Consider the following 17,326-nt stretch of genomic DNA (forward strand, 5'->3'; position numbering starts at 1 on the left):
ATGCTCAAAGCCTTGCCAAGGGGTTTGGGACTGTTAGGTTGGGTCTTACGTCCTATATAGGAAGCTTATGGATAAGTTCACGGGCCAAAAGCGCGCAGTGCAGCATCTCTTTCCGCCGATCGACCCGTTCGATCAGCGAATGTTGGATGTTGGCGAAGGTCACCAGATTTATATGGAGCAATGCGGAAACCCAAACGGCCCTGCCGTTGTGGTGCTGCATGGTGGCCCTGGCGGCGGGTGTAGCCCTGCCATGCGGCGCTATTTTGACCCTTCGGTCTGGCGAATTATCCTGTTTGATCAGCGCGGCTGTGGCCGCTCGCGGCCCCATGCGGCTATCCGAGGCAACAGCACATGGCATCTGGTCGAAGATATTGAGCGCATCCGCAATACGCTTGGCATTGAAAAATGGGCCGTATTTGGCGGCTCTTGGGGTGCGACCCTTGCCTTGATCTATGCGCAAACCCATCCGCAATCCGTGGCCTATTTGGCCTTGCGCGGTGTATTTTTGTCGATGCAACGCGAGTTGGATTGGTTTTATGGCGGCGGTGCGGGTCAATTCTGGCCAGAACAATGGCAGCGCTTTGTCTCGCTGATCCCCGAAGATGAGCGCGGCGATTTAATTGCCGCCTATAACCGCCGCCTTTTCTCAGGCGATATGATGGTGGAAACCCGTTATGCGCGGGCTTGGGCCGCATGGGAAAACGCATTGGCGTCTATCGAAAGCGATGGCCAAGGGGGCGATTGCCCCGCCGACTACGCCCGCGCCTTCGCGCGGCTTGAGAACCATTATTTCGTCAATCGCGGCTTTCTCGAAGAAGACGGGCAGATTTTAAAGAATATGCATCGCATCGCCCATATTCACGGCGTGATCGTGCAGGGGCGGTATGACATGATTTGTCCACCCCAATCCGCCTATAGCCTTTCCGCGCGTTGGCCTTCGGGTCGTTTGCAGATGGTCAAGGCTGCAGGCCATGCCCTGTCTGAGCCTGGTATCAGCCAAGAATTGGTGCGGGTGATGAAATCTGTGGGCGAACACGCCACAAAATTTGGCCTATAAGCGCGCCACCCAATTTGGGCTCAGTTTTCCACGCAAAAACGCAACGGGGTGACGTTTCAACGTCAACCGCAGGCTCGCATAATCTTCGATCACGGCTTCACCTTCGGTCATCTGTGGCAAATTTGGCGCGGCCTCGTTATGCGCCTCGCCCTCAAGATCACGGGCAAAAAGCGGCAAATCTTGTGCAGGGCCAAGCCCGCGCAATTCCCAAAGTGCCGCGCGGCGATCAAACCCAAGCGCGGCAAAAGCATCTGCCTCGGCCAAGGCCCGCAAAGGTTTTTGCGACAGACCCGCACGACGCCATAAATCACGCGGGCTCAGATAGCCGTTGCCACGCGCAGCAATGACCCAATGCGCGTCCTCCTCGGACAGGCTTCTGATCTGCCGCAGCCCCAATCTTAGTGCCAACGCGCCTGTCCCATCTGGTTCGAGCGTGTGATCCCATGCGCTGAGATTGACACAGACAGGTCGCACCTCCACCCCATGCGCCTGTGCATCACGCACAATCTGTGCAGGGGAATAGAACCCCATCGGTTGGCTGTTTAGCAAAGCGCAGGCAAAAACGGCAGGGTAATGGCATTTGATCCATGCGCTGGCATAAACCAAAAGCGCGAAACTTGCGGCATGGCTTTCAGGGAAACCATAGGCGCCGAACCCTTCGATCTGCGCAAAACAGCGCGCAGCGAAATCGGGGTCATATCCGTTATTCTGCATGCCTCGCAAAAACCGCGCCCGAAATTCCGAGACATGACCCTTTTTCTTGAACGTGGCCAAGGCACGGCGCAGCGCATCGGCCTCGGTCGGGGTGAAACTGGCCCCGACAATTGCGATTTGCATTGCCTGTTCTTGAAACAAGGGCACGCCCAAGGTCTTGCGCAGCACAGCGCCCAACGCATCAGAGGGAAACTCCACCGCCTCCTCCCCGTTGCGGCGGCGAATGAAGGGATGCACCATATCGCCCTGAATAGGCCCAGGTCGGATGATCGCCACTTGGATCACCAGATCATAGAAAGAACGTGGGCGCATACGCGGCAAAAAATTCATCTGCGCGCGCGATTCCACCTGAAACACACCCAGACTGTCTGCTTTGCACAGCATATCATAGACGCGGCCATCCTCGGCGGGCAGGGTGGCCAGATCAAAATCCCGCCCATAGTGACCCCGCAAAAGATCAAAGGATTTGCGCAAACAACTGAGCATTCCCAAGGCCAAAACATCGACCTTCAAAATGCCCAAGGCGTCAATATCATCCTTATCCCATGCGATGATGGTGCGATCCTCCATCGTGGCATTTTCTATGGGCACAAGCGCATCAAGCCGCCCTTCGGTAATCACAAAGCCCCCCACATGCTGGCTGAGATGGCGGGGGAAGCCGATAATCTGACCCACCAAATCCATCACCAAGCGCAAATGCGGGTTATCAGGATCAAGACCGATTTCGCGCAGTCGGGCATCCTGCAATTCACCTGACCCCCATGATCCCCAAATCTGGCTTGAAAGCGCGGATAGGATATCTTCGCTCAAACCCATTGCGCGGCCAACTTCACGAATGGCACGCTTGCCGCGATAATGGATCACTGTGGCGCAAATCCCTGCGCGGTGACGACCATAGCGGGCGTAAATCCATTGGATCACCTCCTCGCGGCGTTCATGCTCGAAATCAACATCAATATCGGGTGGCTCATCACGAGCCTCCGAGACAAATCGCTCGAACACCATCGTGCCAATTTCAGGAGATACAGAGGTCACGCCCAAAGCATAACACGTGATGGAATTGGCCGCAGACCCACGCCCTTGGCACAAAATCCCACGCCCGCGCGCGAAAGCGACAATATCATGCACTGTCAAAAAATAGGGCGCATAACCAAGCTTATCGATCAGCGCCAATTCATGGGTCATGAGGGTCTGCGCACGCTCAGGGATGCCCCTTGGGTAGCGCCATGCAAGCCCCTTCCACGCCAATCGTTCAAGGCGGGACTGTGGGGTTTCGCCATCAGAAATCTCGGATGGGTATTCATAGCGCAATTGATCCAGTTGAAACTGGCAGCGCCGCGCGATCAAGCGCGTTGCCGCAAGAGCGCGGGGATAATCGTGAAACAAGCGGCGCATCTGCGACAAGCTGCGCAACCGCTGTTCGGCATTGACCTGCGCATGACGTCCGAGATCAACCAAACGAATGCCTTTCCGAATGGCGCTAAGGACATCCACCAAACGGCGGCGGCGGGCGTGATGCATCATCGGCGCACCAGAGGCCACAAGCGGCAGGGATAGCGCCTCTGCCCGCCGTGCAATCGCGGCAAAACGTAATGCATCCTGCCCGTCATAATAGGGGGTAAGGGCAAGCCAAATATGCCCCGCGAACCGCGCCGCCAATTGGGGCAGCGCATTATGCCAAGCCCCTGCATGATGCGGTGGGAAATGGGCGTTTCGATCACTGAGCACAACCAATTCCAGCCCTGCCGCATGCGACAGCAAATCCTCGAGAGCAAGCAAGCACTGCCCTTTTTCTGCGCGCAACTGACCTTTGGACAGAATACGGCACAGATTTCCCCAACCTTCCCGCGTGCGGGCGAGGGCAACAATCTCTAGCCCATCAGGGAAAACCAATCGCGCGGCAGGCAAAAGCCGCGGACAGGTGAAAATTGGTGCGCGCGGGGCGGGGGGAATATGGGCGGGGCGCGGTGGCCCGTGCAAATCAGCATCCGCCGCGCGCCGCGCCGCAATCTCACGCGCGATACGGCGCAATTCGCTATGCGCCCGCACGATGCCCGAAACCGAATTCACATCGGCAATCGCCAAAGCATGAAGCCCCAAATCCGCCGCGCGCACAGCATATTCTTCAGGATGCGATCCACCCTGAAGAAAAGAAAAATTTGACAATGCGGCAAGCTCTGCGAATCCCATACCGCAAAGATATTCACGTTTTGTTCTTTTTTCGAGAGGGATTTTTGAGGCCAGCCTTAGCCTTCGAAATAGCGGCGCAAAATGTCGGAATAGATCACGGTCAGGCCTTGGATATCTTGGCAAGATACCCGCTCGTCAACCTCATGCATCCGATGGCCGACAAGACCAAATTCCACCACGGGGCAATGGCGCTGCACAAATCGGGCATCCGATGTGCCGCCTGTGGTCGACAAAACGGGCTGTCGTCCAGTGTGCTGCGCCACTGCCGCCGCGATCAGGTCAGAGAACGCGCCAGGCTCGGTCAAAAACGCCTCGCCCGAAATACGGGTTTCGCAGGCAATCTGAACGCCATGCACAGCCGCAACTTCGGCGCATTCACGTTGCAACCATGCATCCAAAGATGCGCCTGAATGCAAATCATTAAAACGAATGTTAAGCCGCATTTCACTGCGTGCAGGGATCACATTGCTGGCGGGATTCCCTGTCTCAATCGCCGTAATTTGTAGATTGGACGGGTCAAAATGCGCTGTCCCCTCATCCAGAACATGGCGCGACAGACGATCCGCAAGCGCGGCCATGGCAGGCATTGGATTTTGCGCCTTATGCGGATAGGCGACATGGCCTTGCTTCCCCGCCACTGTAATCTGCGCATTGATTGACCCGCGCCGCCCGATTTTGATCATATCGCCCAAGGTTTCTGGACAGGTTGGCTCGCCCACAAGGCAAACCGACATCGCTTCGCCTTGAGACTCCATCCACTCCAAAAGCGCCACTGTTCCATCCGTGGCGGGGCCTTCCTCATCGCCCGTAATGGCCAGAATAATCGCGCCATCAGGCGGGGCGGTTTGCACCATATCGACCGCAGCCGCGACAAAGGCCGCAACGCCCGATTTCATATCGGTCGCGCCACGCCCATAAAGCCAATCCCCCTCGCGCACCGCGCCAAAGGGCGGGTGGCTCCAATCCGCTTCGGCCCCAATTGGCACAACATCGGTATGTCCATTAAAGCCAAAACTGCGCGCATGACCTTTGGGCCCAAAGCGTGCAAAAAGATTTGCTGTGCCATTTCGATCTACGCGATGGCACTCAAACCCTGCCGCCTCTAACACAGTTTGCAACAGCACCAATGCGCCGCCCTCCTCTGGCGTGACAGAGGGGCAACGCAGCAAATCTGCGGTCAATAGAACAGGATCAAGGCGGGTGTCGGCCATATCCGATTTCTCCAAAGGCATCAGGCGCTAGGGTTACGCGCCCCTTGGCCAAGAGACAAACAGAAAACCGATATCTTGGTCAAACCACTATATGCAGAAGAATTGCAGGGCGCATCGCATAAATATATTAACAATAGAGATAATTTTGTGATAGCATCATACCAATAACAATAAGCCGAGGCAGGCCGAGCGGAAAATCCGCTGTAAATCAGACGAACATGAAGGTGCTTAGGGGCGCCTGATTTGCCTGAATTTACCATGCCTTGGCACGGGGCATGGGCTAGGGGTATGGAAAGCGCACAAGAACTGGCGCTCAATACAGGCGCATCTGCGCTCAGGATGGCGTATACCATCTTCCACGATGACGTTTCCATCGTGGATGCCCGCTATTATGGCAATAATGCCTCGTCAGCGATTTGGATGGGGGGTGACAGCACCTCATCGCGCCTGACCCCATCCGATACGGGCGTTGTTCTGTCTACGGGCTTTGTCAGCGATTTAACCAATGGCTCGGGGGCCACCAACCAATCCCTTGATACGACAGGCATAACGGGCGGCGGGCGTGATACCGATTTTGAAACCATCGCCGCGCGGCGCACATATGACGCAAGCATCTTGGAGGTGGATTTTATCCCCGACAATGCGCAAATGTCGCTGCAATTTACCTTCGCCTCAGAAGAATATCCCGAATTTGTAGGCTCGATCTTCAATGATCAGGTCGGCATTTGGATCAACGGCACCAAAGTCACGTCCCCTGTCTTTACCTTGGCCTCAATCAATTCTGTTTCTGACAACTCTAACAGCACGCTCTACATCGACAATGCCAGCGGCACCTATAATACCGAAATGGATGGGTTCACCACCACGCTTCGCGTGAGTTTTCCTGTCTCGGTCGGTGCGATCAATACGCTCAAAATTGGCATCACCGATGTTGGTGATCCAACCCTTGATTCAGCAATCCTCATCGCGGGTGGCAGTATTCAAGGCATGGCGCTGAGTGCTGATGACAGCCTGCGCATCGCACAGCGCGCAACCAGCACTTTAGATGTTTTGGCCAATGACAGCGCAACAATGGCTGTCACCCAAATCAACGGCCAAGACATTCGCGCGGGGGAAACAATAACCCTTGCCTCTGGTCATCAGATCACACTCTTGCCCGATGGCAAATTGTCGGTCACAGCACCCGCCCTTCCCGCGGGTGACACAGTTATCCGCAATTTCACCTATACCGCGACCAATTCAGACGGCATCACCGACACCGCCTTTGTCACAATCACCACTGTGCCTTGCTTCGCCCGCGGCACAAAAATCAGAACGACCGAAGGGGATATTGCGATTGAAAAGCTAAGGGTCGGTATGATGGTCGAAACCCATGACGATGGCCCGCAGCCAATCCGTTGGATTGGCAGCCGCAAAGTGCCAGCGATCGGCAATCACGCCCCGATTGTCATTGAGGAAGGCAGCCTTGGGTTTCACGGCACGCTGGTATTATCGCCCCAACACCGTGTGCTTGTGCGCGATATTCGCGCACAATTAATGTTCGGCGAGGAGGAGGTCTTGGTTGCGGCCAAAGATTTGATCAATGATGTCACGATCTATCGCCGCGAAGGCGGGGATGTGGAATATTTTCACATCCTGTTTGACCACCACCAGATCATCACATCCGAGGGGCTTTTGACCGAAAGCTTTTACCCCGGAAAACAGGTCTTGCCCGAATTTGATGATGCGATCCGCGCCGAATTGTTCGACCTCTTTCCTGCCCTGCAAGAGAGCTGTGGCGCGGGTTATGGCGAATTGGTGCGGATGCCACTGCGCAGCTATGAGGCGCGGGCCATGATGGCTTAGCGGGCCAGATCAAAAATGGCATCAACATCCAAATGCGTCTCCAGATGCTGTGCCAAATCATCCAAGACTGCACCGATCTGCGCCCGATAGCCGCCCGTGCTAATCTCGGCACCAAGACCCGCGAAGAACGCGGTGCGAAACCCGTCCTCTTGGAAAAGCCCGTGCAGGTAACTGCCCATTACCCGCCCATCGGCACTTATCGCGCCATCGTTGTGACCGGCCAAAGCAGCAAAGGGACGGGTGCAATCAGGGCCTGAGGTCTCGCCCATATGGATTTCATAGCCCGAAACGGCGGCCCCCGTTGGAACATGGTGCGCCGCGCTGAGCGCCAGACGCTTCTGGGGTCGCATCAGGGTTTCAATCTCTAACAGACCCAAGCCGTCAGTCACCCCAACCGCGCCATCAAGCCCCTCAGGGTCGCTGATCCTGCGGCCAAGCATTTGATAGCCGCCACATAGGCCCAAGATCGCGCCGCCGCGCCGCCGATGCGCGGCCAGATCAACATCCCAACCCTGCGCGCGCAAAAATTCCAAATCGGCCCGCGTGCTTTTTGATCCAGGCAGGATGACCAAATCAGCATCCGCTGGAATCACACGCCCCGCTTCAACCCAAGTGAGGCGCAGCTTGGGGTCTTGGGCAATCGGATCAAGATCATCGAAATTCGAAATCCGTGGAAATGCGAGGGCCGCAACATGAAACGCGCCATCATGGGTCGGGGTTTTGCCCAGATCTACGCCATCCTCGGCGGGTAATTTCCAAGCATCGCCAAACCAAGGCACCACTCCAAACCCACGCCATCCTGTTTGCTCGGCAATATAGCGATATCCCTCATCAAAGAGGCGCGGATCACCCCGAAAGCGGTTGATCATAAACCCCGCAATTTGAACGCGATCTTGGTCGTCCAATACGGCTTTCGTCCCAACGATCTGTGCAATCACCCCACCACGATCAATATCGCCTGCGAGGATCACGGGGATATTTTCAGCACAGGCAAAACCCATATTGGCGATATCACCTTTACGCAAATTGACCTCGGCAGCGCTGCCTGCCCCTTCGACAATCACAAGATCATGCTGCGCGGACAGCCGCGCAAAACTGTCTTGCACGGCCGCCAAGAGGCGCGGCTTCAACCCTTGGTAATCCTGCGCTTCGGCGCGGGTCAGACGCGCGCCTTGCACCACAATCTGCGCGCCTGTGCTGCTTTCGGGTTTGATCAAAACAGGGTTCATATCAACATGAGGCGCAAGACCTGCGGCCTCAGCCTGCACCGCCTGTGCGCGACCAATCTCGCCCCCTTCAGGGCAGACAGCCGCATTGTTCGACATATTTTGTGGCTTAAACGGCGCGACATTGATCCCACGCTTGCGCGCAGCACGGCACAGCCCCGCGACAAGCAATGATTTGCCCACATTCGACCCTGTGCCTTGGATCATGACAGCGGGCATAAGGCCTTAGAACTCCACGCCTTTTTGCGCAACAATACCTTGCTCACGGAATGGATGCTTGACCTCGGTCATCTCGGTCACAAGATCGGCAATCTCAATCAATTCGGGCTTGGCATTGCGACCCGTCAAAACAACATGGGTCATTTCTGGCTTCTCTGTGACCAAAAATTCTACCACCTCTAGGATCGGAAGATAGTCATAGCGCAGAGCGATATTGATCTCGTCTAGAACAACCAATGACATATTGGGGTCTTTGATCATCGCTTTGGCTTCTTCCCAACCCGCACGCGCCGCTGCAATATCGCGCTCGCGGTCTTGGGTGTCCCACGTAAATCCTTCGCCCGACACAACAAACTTGCATTCATTCGCGAAATGTTTGCGCAGGAATTCCTTTTCGCCTGTCACCCATGTGCCTTTGATGAATTGCACGACACCGCAAGGCATCCCATGGGCGATGCAGCGCATAATCATCCCAAAAGCAGACGAGCTTTTGCCCTTGCCATTGCCTGTATGAACAATCACCAGACCTTTCTTCTCGCGCTTTTTCTCCGCCATCATACGATCGCGCGCGGCCTTAATCTTCTGCATCTTTGCCTTGTGGCGCGCGTTAAGGTCTTCCTCGCTCATGTCTCATCATCCTCGGCAAAATAGGGTGTCATCTGCGCGACTATGACCGAGTTTTCTTCCAAAGCGCGCATCATCAAAGCGCGTTCTTCTTCATCAATCTCAAGCCCCTGCGCCTCGCGTTCGGTCAAGGTGCCATAGCCCGTGACCTCAAGCGGGTTCATATCCGCCGTTTTCAGCACGGCAACCGTCTCGCGCACCGCTTCGGCCTCGTCCACGCCTGACGCGTAGCACAACAGCCCCGCCCCCGTTGCGCTGGTAGGCAGGCCATCCCCCTCGCGGCGACCCAGTTCAACAACAAGCGTATAAACATCCTGCGCGCGCTTAGGCTTGGCAGCGGCATCTTTGCTTGGCTTTGGTGTATTCTCTTTGCTCATGGCTGCGGCATGGCCTGATTTCACAGCACAAGTCAAGCAAACCAGCGCATGTGACATGGTCACAGACCATCAGGGGCCAGTATGTGATGATCTGTCATCGGCTATAGAAAGGAGTTTAGATATGACTCGCAATGCTGGGATGATCGACCGCGCGCTTCGCGTGATCTTAGGCGTGGCTCTTATTGCCATTGTATTTGTTGGCCCACAAACCGCTTGGGGTTGGGTGGGTCTGGTGCCTCTCTTGACAGGTTTGGTGGGCAATTGCCCTCTTTATACGATCCTGGGCATCAAGACCTGTAAGGCCTGCTAAGGCGTTTTCCACCAGACGGGACAAGGTAAAACCGTTTTACCTTGCGGGCTGATCCGCGTAGTTTGTCAAAAACCAGATAAATTGGCAGAGCAAGCAGGTTGGCCCGCAAACGCAAAGATAAAAAATCCCACGAGGATCGTGGCCTGACGCAGCGCGTGGGTCGCGTTTTTTGGCGTGTCGGGTTTTCGGCGGTCGCTCTAGTGCTGCTGTGGATCATTGCTTATCGCTTTCTTCCTGTGCCAACCACGGCCTATATGATCAGCGAGGCACGGCGCATCGGCACAATCGACCAGACATGGCGCCCGCTAGAAGAGATTTCCCCAAATTTACAAAGAGCCGTGGTCGCGGCAGAGGATGCAAATTTTTGCGCCCATTGGGGGTTCGACATGAGCGCAATTCGTGACGCAATTTCAGATGGCGCACAGCGCGGCGCATCCACGCTCAGCCAACAAACTGTGAAAAATGCGTTTTTGTGGCATGGCCGAAATTGGGGGCGCAAGGCGCTTGAAGCGGCACTGACCCCCGTGGTCGAGCTGATCTGGCCAAAATCGCGGGTGTTAGAGGTCTATCTCAATATCGCGGAATTTGATGCGGGCATTTTCGGGGCAGAGGCCGCCGCACAGCATTATTTTGGGGTGAGTGCCGCTGATTTGACATTGGCACAAGCCGCGCGCCTCGCAGCGGTGCTGCCAGCGCCAAAGGATCGATCTGCTGCAAACCCCTCCCCATGGCTGTTGGAGCGCGCTGCAAGCATTACCGATGGGGCGGCGACCATCGCCAATGATGGGCGCGATGATTGCTTTGCGAATTGAATTCCCCACCCAGACAGGGCAAAACCCTCGCGACCAATGAGTTAGAGCAAAACCCAAATGAACACGCCGCGCCTCTACCACTTCGCCCTATCGCCCTTTTGCCGCAAAGTGCGCTTGGTTCTGGCGGAGAAAAAAATCGAAGTCGAATTGGTGGAAGAACGCTATTGGGAAGGCAGCCCGGATCACCTGCGCCGCAACCCTGCAGGTAAGGTCCCCGTTCTCAAGATTGACGGCGTCTTCCTGAGTGAAAGCCAAGCCATTTGCGAATATCTCGAGGAAAAACATCCTGAGCCAGAACTGATCCCAGAAGACATCAAAGCCCGCGCCGAAGTGCGCCGCCTGTGTTTCTGGTTTGATGATAAATTCCACCATGATGTGACCAAGAACCTCGTCTATGAACGCGTGAACAAAAAGCTGATGCGCGCGGGATACCCTGATGGGCGGGCGGTCAAAACTGGCGCAAGCCAGATCAAATTCCATCTGGATTACATGGCATGGCTGCTAGATCATCGCCGTTGGTTGGCGGGAGATCGCATGACCTTGGCCGATTTCACCGCAGCGGCGCACCTATCCTGTCTTGATTACATCTCAGATGTGGATTGGAACCGATCTGAGATCGTCAAAGACTGGTATGCAAAGGTCAAATCGCGTCCTGCATTCCGTTCCATTTTGGCGGATCAAATCTCGGGTTTCCCGCAGCCGCCCCATTACGCGAATTTGGACTTTTGAGCGCGCTGAAGCAGACCCTAACGACCGAGGCCAAAGCCATAGGTTTTGCCAAAATTGGTGTTTGTCGACCCACAGATATCGCTGAAGCAGGGGCGCGCATGCACGCGTTTGTGGCGGCAGGGCATCATGGCCAAATGGGATGGTTGGCAGATCGCATTGCGTGGCGTTCTGATCCAAGCGTGCTTTGGCCCGAAGCGAAATCGGTGATCATGTTGGCTGATCTTTACACGCCAAACCATGACCCGCTTGCGATTTTGCAAGAGAAATCCCGCGCTGCGATTTCGGTCTATGCGCAAAACAAAGACTATCATGATGTGGTCAAGAAACGGCTCAAACGCCTCGGGCGGTGGCTGCTGGAACAAGCAGGCGAAGACCATCAGATCAAGGTATTTGTTGATACGGCCCCCGTGATGGAGAAACCCCTTGCGCAGGCTGCAGGGCTGGGGTGGCAGGGCAAACATACCAATCTCTTGGCGCGGGATTTGGGCAATTTCTTTTTCTTGGGTGCCATTTTCACAACGGTTCCTCTCGAACCAGACAGCCCAGACGTCAGCCATTGCGGAAGTTGCACAGCCTGCCTTGATATTTGCCCAACAAAAGCCTTCCCCGCGCCCTACCAATTGGATGCGCGGCGGTGCATTTCTTACCTCACAATCGAACATAAAGGCCCGATTGATCCTGACCTGAGATCCGCTTTGGGAAATCGTATTTACGGCTGCGATGATTGTCTGGCCGTTTGCCCTTGGAATAAATTTGCTCAAACAGCGACCGAGATGCGCTATGCCCCGCGCGATGATCTGCGCGCACCCAATTTAGCGAAGTTGGTGCAGCTTGATGATCAAGGGTTCCGCGATAGGTTTTCAGGATCACCGATCAAACGCATTGGGCGGGATCGGTTTGTGCGCAATGTGCTTTATGCAATTGGCAATAGCGGCGATGCAGGCTTGATTGAAATGGCGCGCAGTTTGGTGGATGATCCTGACGCGGCCGTATCGGATGCCGCCAAATGGGCTTTGGAGCAACGACCATGATCCTCTTGTCTTTTGGCCACGGCTATAGCGCAAGCGCGCTTGAACGGCGATTGCTGCCACAAGGCTGGGAGATTATCGCCACGACCCGCGACCCCAAAAAGGCCGAGGCACTGCGCGCGCGGGGGTTATCTGCACGGGTTTGGGGGCGTGATGATCTCTCTGCCGATATCGCGCGTGCCACTCATATTCTATCATCCATTGCCCCTGAGGGCGGGCGCGATCCTGTTTTGGGCGCATGGGGCGGGGCGCTTGCACCTTGCTTGGATGAAAAAGCATGGATTGGGTATCTGTCGACCACGGGCGTTTATGGCGATCACGGGGGGGCGTGGGTGGATGAAACCAGCCCGCTCACCCCCAACACGGATCGCGGACGCGCCCGCGTTGCGGCAGAAAGCGAATGGGCCGCCGTTTGCCGCCAAACCAAGGCGCCGTTACATATTTTCCGTCTGGCAGGAATTTATGGCCCCCATCGTGGCCCGTTTGAAAAACTGCGAAACGGGACAGCGCGGCGCATTATCAAAGAGGGACAAGTGTTTTCACGGATCCATGTTGAGGATATCGCGATGGCGCTAGAGGCCTCGATGACGGCGCAAAAGCGCGGGGCTGTTTACAATATATGCGATGACATGCCCGCCCCTCCCGAAGATGTGATTGCCTATGGGGCCGAGTTACTGGGCCTGCCAATTCCACCTGCAATCGCGTTTGAACACGCCGATTTGGGGCCGATGGCAGCCAGTTTTTATTCAGAAAATAAGCGGGTCAAGAATGACCATGTGAAAGCTGATCTTGGCCTTTCATGGCTCTATCCCGACTATAAATCAGGGCTAAAGGCCATTCTTGCGGCAGGCGGGTAATCTTTAGCGCGCAAAATTTCAGTTTTGCGAGCGCCCAAATTCAAGTATGCGCAGCCACAAGAGCAGCTTTTCATATTTCAGGCCCGTCATGAGTATACGCCGCGGTTTTATCGTGTTTGTCTTTGCCACTGCCCTGAGCGGGTGCGTGTCAAAAACAATTCCGACTTATACAGGCCCTGAGGTAACGCGCATTGTCCTCGACAAAAACGAGCGCGAATTGACGCTCTTGCATAATGACCAAGTGCTGCGCAGCTATGATGTGGAACTGGGCTTTGCACCCGAAGGGCATAAGCAATTCGAAGGCGATGGTCGCACGCCAGAAGGGCGATATTACATCGACCGCCGCAATCCCAATTCAGCCTTTTACCTGTCAATCGGGCTAAGTTATCCGAACGCCCAAGACCGCGCCTTCGCGCGCGCGCGTGGGCGATCACCTGGGGGCGATATTTTCATCCACGGGACCCCGGCGAGCGTGATGTTTCGCAATGATTGGACGGCGGGGTGTATTGCTGTCTCAAACGCCGAAATGCGTGAGATTTATTCAATGGTGAACCTACGCACACCGATTGACATCTATCCGTGATCCGTCACCCACGGGGGCCAAAGGCCGCGCGGCGGCTGTCACCGACCATGAGCACCCACCAAATTTTTCCAGCATCTTCTTGGAAATACCCAAGCCCCAAGTCGCGGCCACTTGGGTCAAGAATGACGGCCCTTGTGTCAGGCTGCGCCATCCATGCCCGCAGGGTTTCAAGCTCGCCTTCATAGGTTTCCGAGATATTTTCACCCAAAACCGCCCCCGCATAACCCGCGCGCCTTGCGCGATCTATGGGTGATGAGCCGTCCGAGCCAAAATGCCATGGTCGATTTTGCACAGACATATCGCGGGCATGGGTCGATGCGGCTGCAATCAACCCACTATCAAGCCCGAGCGCAGGGGCTTGAGCGGAGGCGCGCAGAAGATTGACCGCGTCCAAGACCCGAAACTGCACTTCAGCGCGATCCGCCTGATCCAGCCGATAAATCCGCACCGAGTTTGGGTCAGGCCGCGTGGGCGCACCAATTTGGCAGCCCGCAACCAACACTGTCAGCCCCATGAGGAAGATTATTCGCATCACGCCTGCGGCCTTTTAATCATCCCAAGCTTCGCAAAAGCGCGACATTGGTCACAAATGCGATCTCGAAATTGCAAAATTGCAAAAATAGAAGTAAATCATACCTAAAATATAAATAAGCAGTTTCGCAAGAGGTAGAGCATCATGGCAAAGTCAAAGCCTATGAAACGAAGGCCATTTATGGTGGGGCTTGGCGCAAGCGCATTGACGCTGAGCGCAGGTAATCCCGCCTTGGCGCAAAGCCTTGCGGATAGCACCGAAATTGAAGCGGATATCTCGCATTCTGTGCCACGAAATATCTCTAGTTTTCGGACCTTGGATTGGCGGCCCTATTTCACCAATACCCAAAACGGGGCGATTTTGGTGGATTTGACCTCGCGCGCACTGCACTTCTGGAGCGCCGATCAATCTATCTATCGGCTGTATCCGACATCGGTTCCAATGAGCGAAGACCTGACCCGCCGTGGTCGCACGGAGGTGGTGCGCCGTGTCGAAGGCCCCGATTGGAGCCCGACCCCAGCCATGAAGGAACGCAACCCAGAATGGCCCGATTATGTGCCACCTGGCCCAGATAACCCATTAGGAACACACGCACTTTATCTGTCGTGGCAATTCTATCGCATCCACGGAACGCATGACACGCGCAAGATTGGTCGGCGGTCGTCAAACGGATGTATTGGGCTTTATAACGAACATATTGCAGAACTTTACAATTTGGCGCGCATTGGCACGCAAGTGTTGCTAATTTGACGACACCACAAAAATCGCAAAGACGAACAGATGCGGATTCCATTGCATTTTGCGTGCAATCCTGAATATAGACATATTTACGAGGTACAGTCTTGGGTGCCCGTATAAAGCGCAATAATGCGCATTTGGGCGTATCTTGGAGGATACAATGAAGAAACTCGCACTCGCCGCCGTTCTCTCGGTTGCCGCAACTGGCGCTTTCGCTGGTGGCACCGCTGCTCCGGCAATGGAACCCGCAACTATCGCAGGCGACACTTCGTCTTCTGCTGGTGGCGTTCTCGTTCCAGTTCTTGCTCTGATTTTGCTTGCAGCAGCAGCTGCAAACTAATTTAGCCTTCGGCTGCAGAACAAAGGACGGCTTCCTGGTCAGGGAGCCGTCTTTTTTTGTGCCTCAGGCTTCGCCAATCTCGGCAGCAATTTCAGCGCGTGATTTGCGCGCGCGTTCAGTCGCAGATTTCAACTGACCACAGGCCGCCATGATGTCTTCACCACGGGGCGTGCGAATGGGGCTGGCATAGCCCGCCTTGTAAATAATATCTGCAAACCGCTTGATCCGCGCCCAATCTGACCGCTGATAGGGGGCGCCAGGCCATTCGTTGAACGGGATCAAATTGATCTTCGCGGGGATGCCTTTGATCAGCTTGATCAACCGATGCGCATCTTCGTCACTGTCGTTCACATCCTTGAGCATCACATATTCAAACGTAATCCGCTCAGAATTTGAGGCTTTTGGATATTGCCGTAAGGCCTCAAGCAGCTCCGCGATAGGCCATTTCTTGTTAATCGGAACAAGACGATCGCGCACCTCGTCTGTCGTGGCATGAAAGCTGATGGCTAACATACAGCCGATTTCCTCGGCACAACGTGCAATTTCTGGCACAACGCCACTGGTCGAAAGGGTAATACGGCGGCGGCTGAGGCTGATCCCTTCGCCGTCCATTGCGATTTTCATCGCATCGCGCACCGCATCGAAATTATAGAGCGGCTCACCCATGCCCATCAGCACGATATTTGAGATCAAACGCGGCCGCTCGCCATAGGCCTCGCCTGGGCGCGGCCAATCATCCAAATCATCGCGCGCCATCATGATCTGCCCGACAATCTCAGCCGCCGTCAGATTGCGCACCAGTTTCTGCGTGCCCGTGTGACAGAAAGAACATGTCAGGGTGCAGCCAACTTGGCTTGAAATACACAATGTGCCGCGATCTTCTTCGGGGATATAGACGACCTCAACCTCATGGCCGCCCGCAATCCGCGCCAGATATTTCCGCGTGCCATCGCTTGAGATTTGGCGGCTGACCATTTCAGGCAGACCAATATAAAAATTTTCTGCCAATTCAGCGCGATAAGACTTGGCGAGGTTGGTCATCCCGTCAAAATCCCGCGCCCCCCAGACATAGACCCATTGCCAGATTTGATTAACCCGCATCTTGGCCTGTTTCTCGGGCGTGCCTGCTGCGATTAACGCCGCGCGCAATGCATCACGACTGAGGCCAACGATATTCGTCAGGCCTGTTTCGGGCAGTTTGCGCGGAATGGTCAAAACATCCTGCGTGATCGGGGCGCTGGCTTGGGTCATTTTCATTGTCCTTTGAGGCGGCGCACACATAGCCGCAAATCCGCCTCAAAGCAAATCAAAGAACATGTTTGGCTTAATTGCCTTGGCAGCGTGTTTCCGCATCCTCAACCGCAGCGGTAAAGCCCAGGAGCGAGAATGTATCCTCTGTCTGCGTGCCGCGGCTAGAGCGAGCGGTCAAAACCGCTTCTGCGCCGCGCTTCATCGCGGTTACAATGGATTGATCATCCTGCGGGGACGCGGCCCATGCCATCTCACCTTGGGTAAACAGCGAATAGGACGCATCGCCAATTTCCATCTCAACAGTGGAATTTTCGGCAAAAGGATAGCCACCAGTAAAGGATACCTCAAACCGGCGATCTTGATTCGGCCAGAAACTGACAAACAGCAAAATTTCGCCGCGGTTCACCGAAACTGGGTTTCCGTCACGCGTATTGACGGTTTCGCGCGGCGCACTCACAACCCAACACACGGCAGGGTCAGATTGGACAAAGACACTCCAATCCGTTTGCGCGTTAACGCGGTTATCCGATGTCTCTTGTGCGATGGCTGCGGGCGTGAAAGCCAATGCTGCTGCCACCAAAACTGCTATTCTACGACCAGCCATTGCCGATACGCCTCCTGATCTGCTTGTTACTGCCTCAAGCGCGAGATGTATGTCGCCATCATCCCTTCTATTGCGCCTT

18 protein-coding genes are annotated in these 17,326 nt (G+C 55.3%); 10 read left to right on the forward strand and 8 right to left on the reverse strand.

Annotated elements, in window-relative coordinates; genetic code table 11:
* Nucleotides 1-67: 67 nt before the first annotated feature.
* Nucleotides 68-1,057, forward strand: a complete 990-nt coding sequence (gene pip, locus I3V23_08820; GenBank protein QPI84689.1) for a prolyl aminopeptidase — start codon at nucleotides 68-70, stop codon at nucleotides 1,055-1,057.
* Here the strand turns inward: pip and I3V23_08825 are convergent.
* Entirely contained in the window at nucleotides 1,052-3,961 is a 2,910-nt protein-coding gene (locus I3V23_08825) for an error-prone DNA polymerase (GenBank protein ID QPI84690.1), read from the reverse strand. The two genes, pip and I3V23_08825, sit on opposite strands and share 6 nt — an antisense overlap.
* A 56-nt stretch (nucleotides 3,962-4,017) precedes the next feature.
* Nucleotides 4,018-5,172, reverse strand: a complete 1,155-nt coding sequence (gene dapE, locus I3V23_08830) for a succinyl-diaminopimelate desuccinylase (protein QPI84691.1) — start codon at nucleotides 5,170-5,172, stop codon at nucleotides 4,018-4,020.
* Between the two features lie 288 nt (nucleotides 5,173-5,460).
* On the opposite strand from dapE, the gene I3V23_08835 reads away from it, so the two are divergent.
* On the forward strand, nucleotides 5,461-7,017 hold the full coding sequence (locus I3V23_08835) for a Hint domain-containing protein (protein ID QPI84692.1): 1,557 nt from the start codon (nucleotides 5,461-5,463) through the stop codon (nucleotides 7,015-7,017).
* On the opposite strand, the gene I3V23_08840 is transcribed toward I3V23_08835, so the two are convergent.
* The 3 genes from I3V23_08840 to I3V23_08850 are packed head-to-tail and all read right to left on the reverse strand — an operon-like array spanning nucleotide 7,014 to nucleotide 9,463.
* Nucleotides 7,014-8,462, reverse strand: a complete 1,449-nt coding sequence (locus I3V23_08840) for a cobyric acid synthase (protein QPI84693.1) — start codon at nucleotides 8,460-8,462, stop codon at nucleotides 7,014-7,016. The genes I3V23_08835 and I3V23_08840 overlap by 4 nt on opposite strands.
* A 6-nt stretch (nucleotides 8,463-8,468) precedes the next feature.
* Nucleotides 8,469-9,089: a cob(I)yrinic acid a,c-diamide adenosyltransferase gene (gene cobO, locus I3V23_08845; protein ID QPI84694.1), complete on the reverse strand. Its 621-nt coding sequence runs from the start codon at nucleotides 9,087-9,089 to the stop codon at nucleotides 8,469-8,471.
* On the reverse strand, nucleotides 9,086-9,463 hold the full coding sequence (locus tag I3V23_08850) for a hypothetical protein (GenBank protein QPI86771.1): 378 nt from the start codon (nucleotides 9,461-9,463) through the stop codon (nucleotides 9,086-9,088). Before I3V23_08850 ends, cobO begins: the two co-directional genes overlap by 4 nt.
* Before the next feature lie 121 nt (nucleotides 9,464-9,584).
* On the opposite strand from I3V23_08850, the gene I3V23_08855 reads away from it, so the two are divergent.
* The 6 genes from I3V23_08855 (at nucleotide 9,585) to I3V23_08880 (ending at nucleotide 13,782) form a co-directional block, all read left to right on the forward strand.
* Nucleotides 9,585-9,773: a DUF2892 domain-containing protein gene (locus I3V23_08855; GenBank protein ID QPI84695.1), complete on the forward strand. Its 189-nt coding sequence runs from the start codon at nucleotides 9,585-9,587 to the stop codon at nucleotides 9,771-9,773.
* 98 nt (nucleotides 9,774-9,871) lie between these two features.
* Nucleotides 9,872-10,585 (forward strand): monofunctional biosynthetic peptidoglycan transglycosylase, encoded by a 714-nt coding sequence (gene mtgA, locus I3V23_08860; GenBank protein QPI84696.1) that lies wholly within the window; start codon nucleotides 9,872-9,874, stop codon nucleotides 10,583-10,585.
* A 57-nt stretch (nucleotides 10,586-10,642) separates the two neighbouring features.
* The gene (locus tag I3V23_08865) at nucleotides 10,643-11,314 is read left to right on the forward strand and encodes a glutathione S-transferase family protein (protein ID QPI84697.1); all 672 of its coding nucleotides are present in this window, start codon (nucleotides 10,643-10,645) and stop codon (nucleotides 11,312-11,314) included.
* Nucleotides 11,311-12,345, forward strand: coding sequence for a tRNA epoxyqueuosine(34) reductase QueG (queG, locus tag I3V23_08870; GenBank protein QPI84698.1), 1,035 nt, complete (start codon nucleotides 11,311-11,313; stop codon nucleotides 12,343-12,345). The genes I3V23_08865 and queG overlap by 4 nt, the downstream gene beginning before the upstream one ends.
* Nucleotides 12,342-13,199, forward strand: a complete 858-nt coding sequence (locus I3V23_08875) for an SDR family oxidoreductase (GenBank protein ID QPI84699.1) — start codon at nucleotides 12,342-12,344, stop codon at nucleotides 13,197-13,199. Before queG ends, I3V23_08875 begins: the two co-directional genes overlap by 4 nt.
* An 88-nt stretch (nucleotides 13,200-13,287) precedes the next feature.
* Nucleotides 13,288-13,782, forward strand: a complete 495-nt coding sequence (locus I3V23_08880) for a L,D-transpeptidase family protein (protein ID QPI84700.1) — start codon at nucleotides 13,288-13,290, stop codon at nucleotides 13,780-13,782.
* Between the two features lie 4 nt (nucleotides 13,783-13,786).
* Here the strand turns inward: I3V23_08880 and I3V23_08885 are convergent, their stop codons facing one another.
* Nucleotides 13,787-14,314 carry a CAP domain-containing protein gene (locus I3V23_08885; GenBank protein ID QPI84701.1) on the reverse strand — a complete coding sequence of 176 codons (528 nt, stop codon included), beginning with the start codon at nucleotides 14,312-14,314 and terminating at the stop codon, nucleotides 13,787-13,789.
* 144 nt (nucleotides 14,315-14,458) lie between these two features.
* On the opposite strand from I3V23_08885, the gene I3V23_08890 reads away from it, so the two are divergent.
* Nucleotides 14,459-15,064 carry a L,D-transpeptidase gene (locus I3V23_08890; GenBank protein QPI84702.1) on the forward strand — a complete coding sequence of 202 codons (606 nt, stop codon included), beginning with the start codon at nucleotides 14,459-14,461 and terminating at the stop codon, nucleotides 15,062-15,064.
* Nucleotides 15,065-15,212: 148 nt separating this feature from the next.
* The gene (locus tag I3V23_08895) at nucleotides 15,213-15,392 is read left to right on the forward strand and encodes a hypothetical protein (protein QPI84703.1); all 180 of its coding nucleotides are present in this window, start codon (nucleotides 15,213-15,215) and stop codon (nucleotides 15,390-15,392) included.
* 63 nt (nucleotides 15,393-15,455) lie between these two features.
* On the opposite strand, the gene rlmN is transcribed toward I3V23_08895, so the two are convergent.
* Nucleotides 15,456-16,643: a 23S rRNA (adenine(2503)-C(2))-methyltransferase RlmN gene (gene rlmN / locus I3V23_08900; protein ID QPI84704.1), complete on the reverse strand. Its 1,188-nt coding sequence runs from the start codon at nucleotides 16,641-16,643 to the stop codon at nucleotides 15,456-15,458.
* A gap of 73 nt (nucleotides 16,644-16,716) precedes the next feature.
* Nucleotides 16,717-17,247, reverse strand: coding sequence for a hypothetical protein (locus tag I3V23_08905; protein QPI84705.1), 531 nt, complete (start codon nucleotides 17,245-17,247; stop codon nucleotides 16,717-16,719).
* Nucleotides 17,248-17,326 lie beyond the last annotated feature (79 nt).

This window comes from Rhodobacterales bacterium HKCCA1288 (genome assembly GCA_015693905.1).
In the GTDB taxonomy this organism is placed as follows: domain Bacteria; phylum Pseudomonadota; class Alphaproteobacteria; order Rhodobacterales; family Rhodobacteraceae; genus M30B80.

Coding starts and splice junctions, on each gene's coding strand:
- pip (QPI84689.1), top strand. CDS start 68: ATGGATAAGTTCACGGGCCAAAAGCGCGCAGTGCAGCATCTCTTTCCG.
- I3V23_08825 (QPI84690.1), bottom strand. CDS start 3,961: ATGGGATTCGCAGAGCTTGCCGCATTGTCAAATTTTTCTTTTCTTCAG.
- dapE (QPI84691.1), bottom strand. CDS start 5,172: ATGGCCGACACCCGCCTTGATCCTGTTCTATTGACCGCAGATTTGCTG.
- I3V23_08835 (QPI84692.1), top strand. CDS start 5,461: ATGGAAAGCGCACAAGAACTGGCGCTCAATACAGGCGCATCTGCGCTC.
- I3V23_08840 (QPI84693.1), bottom strand. CDS start 8,462: ATGCCCGCTGTCATGATCCAAGGCACAGGGTCGAATGTGGGCAAATCA.
- cobO (QPI84694.1), bottom strand. CDS start 9,089: ATGAGCGAGGAAGACCTTAACGCGCGCCACAAGGCAAAGATGCAGAAG.
- I3V23_08850 (QPI86771.1), bottom strand. CDS start 9,463: ATGAGCAAAGAGAATACACCAAAGCCAAGCAAAGATGCCGCTGCCAAG.
- I3V23_08855 (QPI84695.1), top strand. CDS start 9,585: ATGACTCGCAATGCTGGGATGATCGACCGCGCGCTTCGCGTGATCTTA.
- I3V23_08865 (QPI84697.1), top strand. CDS start 10,643: ATGAACACGCCGCGCCTCTACCACTTCGCCCTATCGCCCTTTTGCCGC.
- I3V23_08875 (QPI84699.1), top strand. CDS start 12,342: ATGATCCTCTTGTCTTTTGGCCACGGCTATAGCGCAAGCGCGCTTGAA.
- I3V23_08880 (QPI84700.1), top strand. CDS start 13,288: ATGAGTATACGCCGCGGTTTTATCGTGTTTGTCTTTGCCACTGCCCTG.
- I3V23_08885 (QPI84701.1), bottom strand. CDS start 14,314: ATGCGAATAATCTTCCTCATGGGGCTGACAGTGTTGGTTGCGGGCTGC.
- I3V23_08890 (QPI84702.1), top strand. CDS start 14,459: ATGGCAAAGTCAAAGCCTATGAAACGAAGGCCATTTATGGTGGGGCTT.
- I3V23_08895 (QPI84703.1), top strand. CDS start 15,213: ATGAAGAAACTCGCACTCGCCGCCGTTCTCTCGGTTGCCGCAACTGGC.
- rlmN (QPI84704.1), bottom strand. CDS start 16,643: ATGACCCAAGCCAGCGCCCCGATCACGCAGGATGTTTTGACCATTCCG.
- I3V23_08905 (QPI84705.1), bottom strand. CDS start 17,247: ATGGCTGGTCGTAGAATAGCAGTTTTGGTGGCAGCAGCATTGGCTTTC.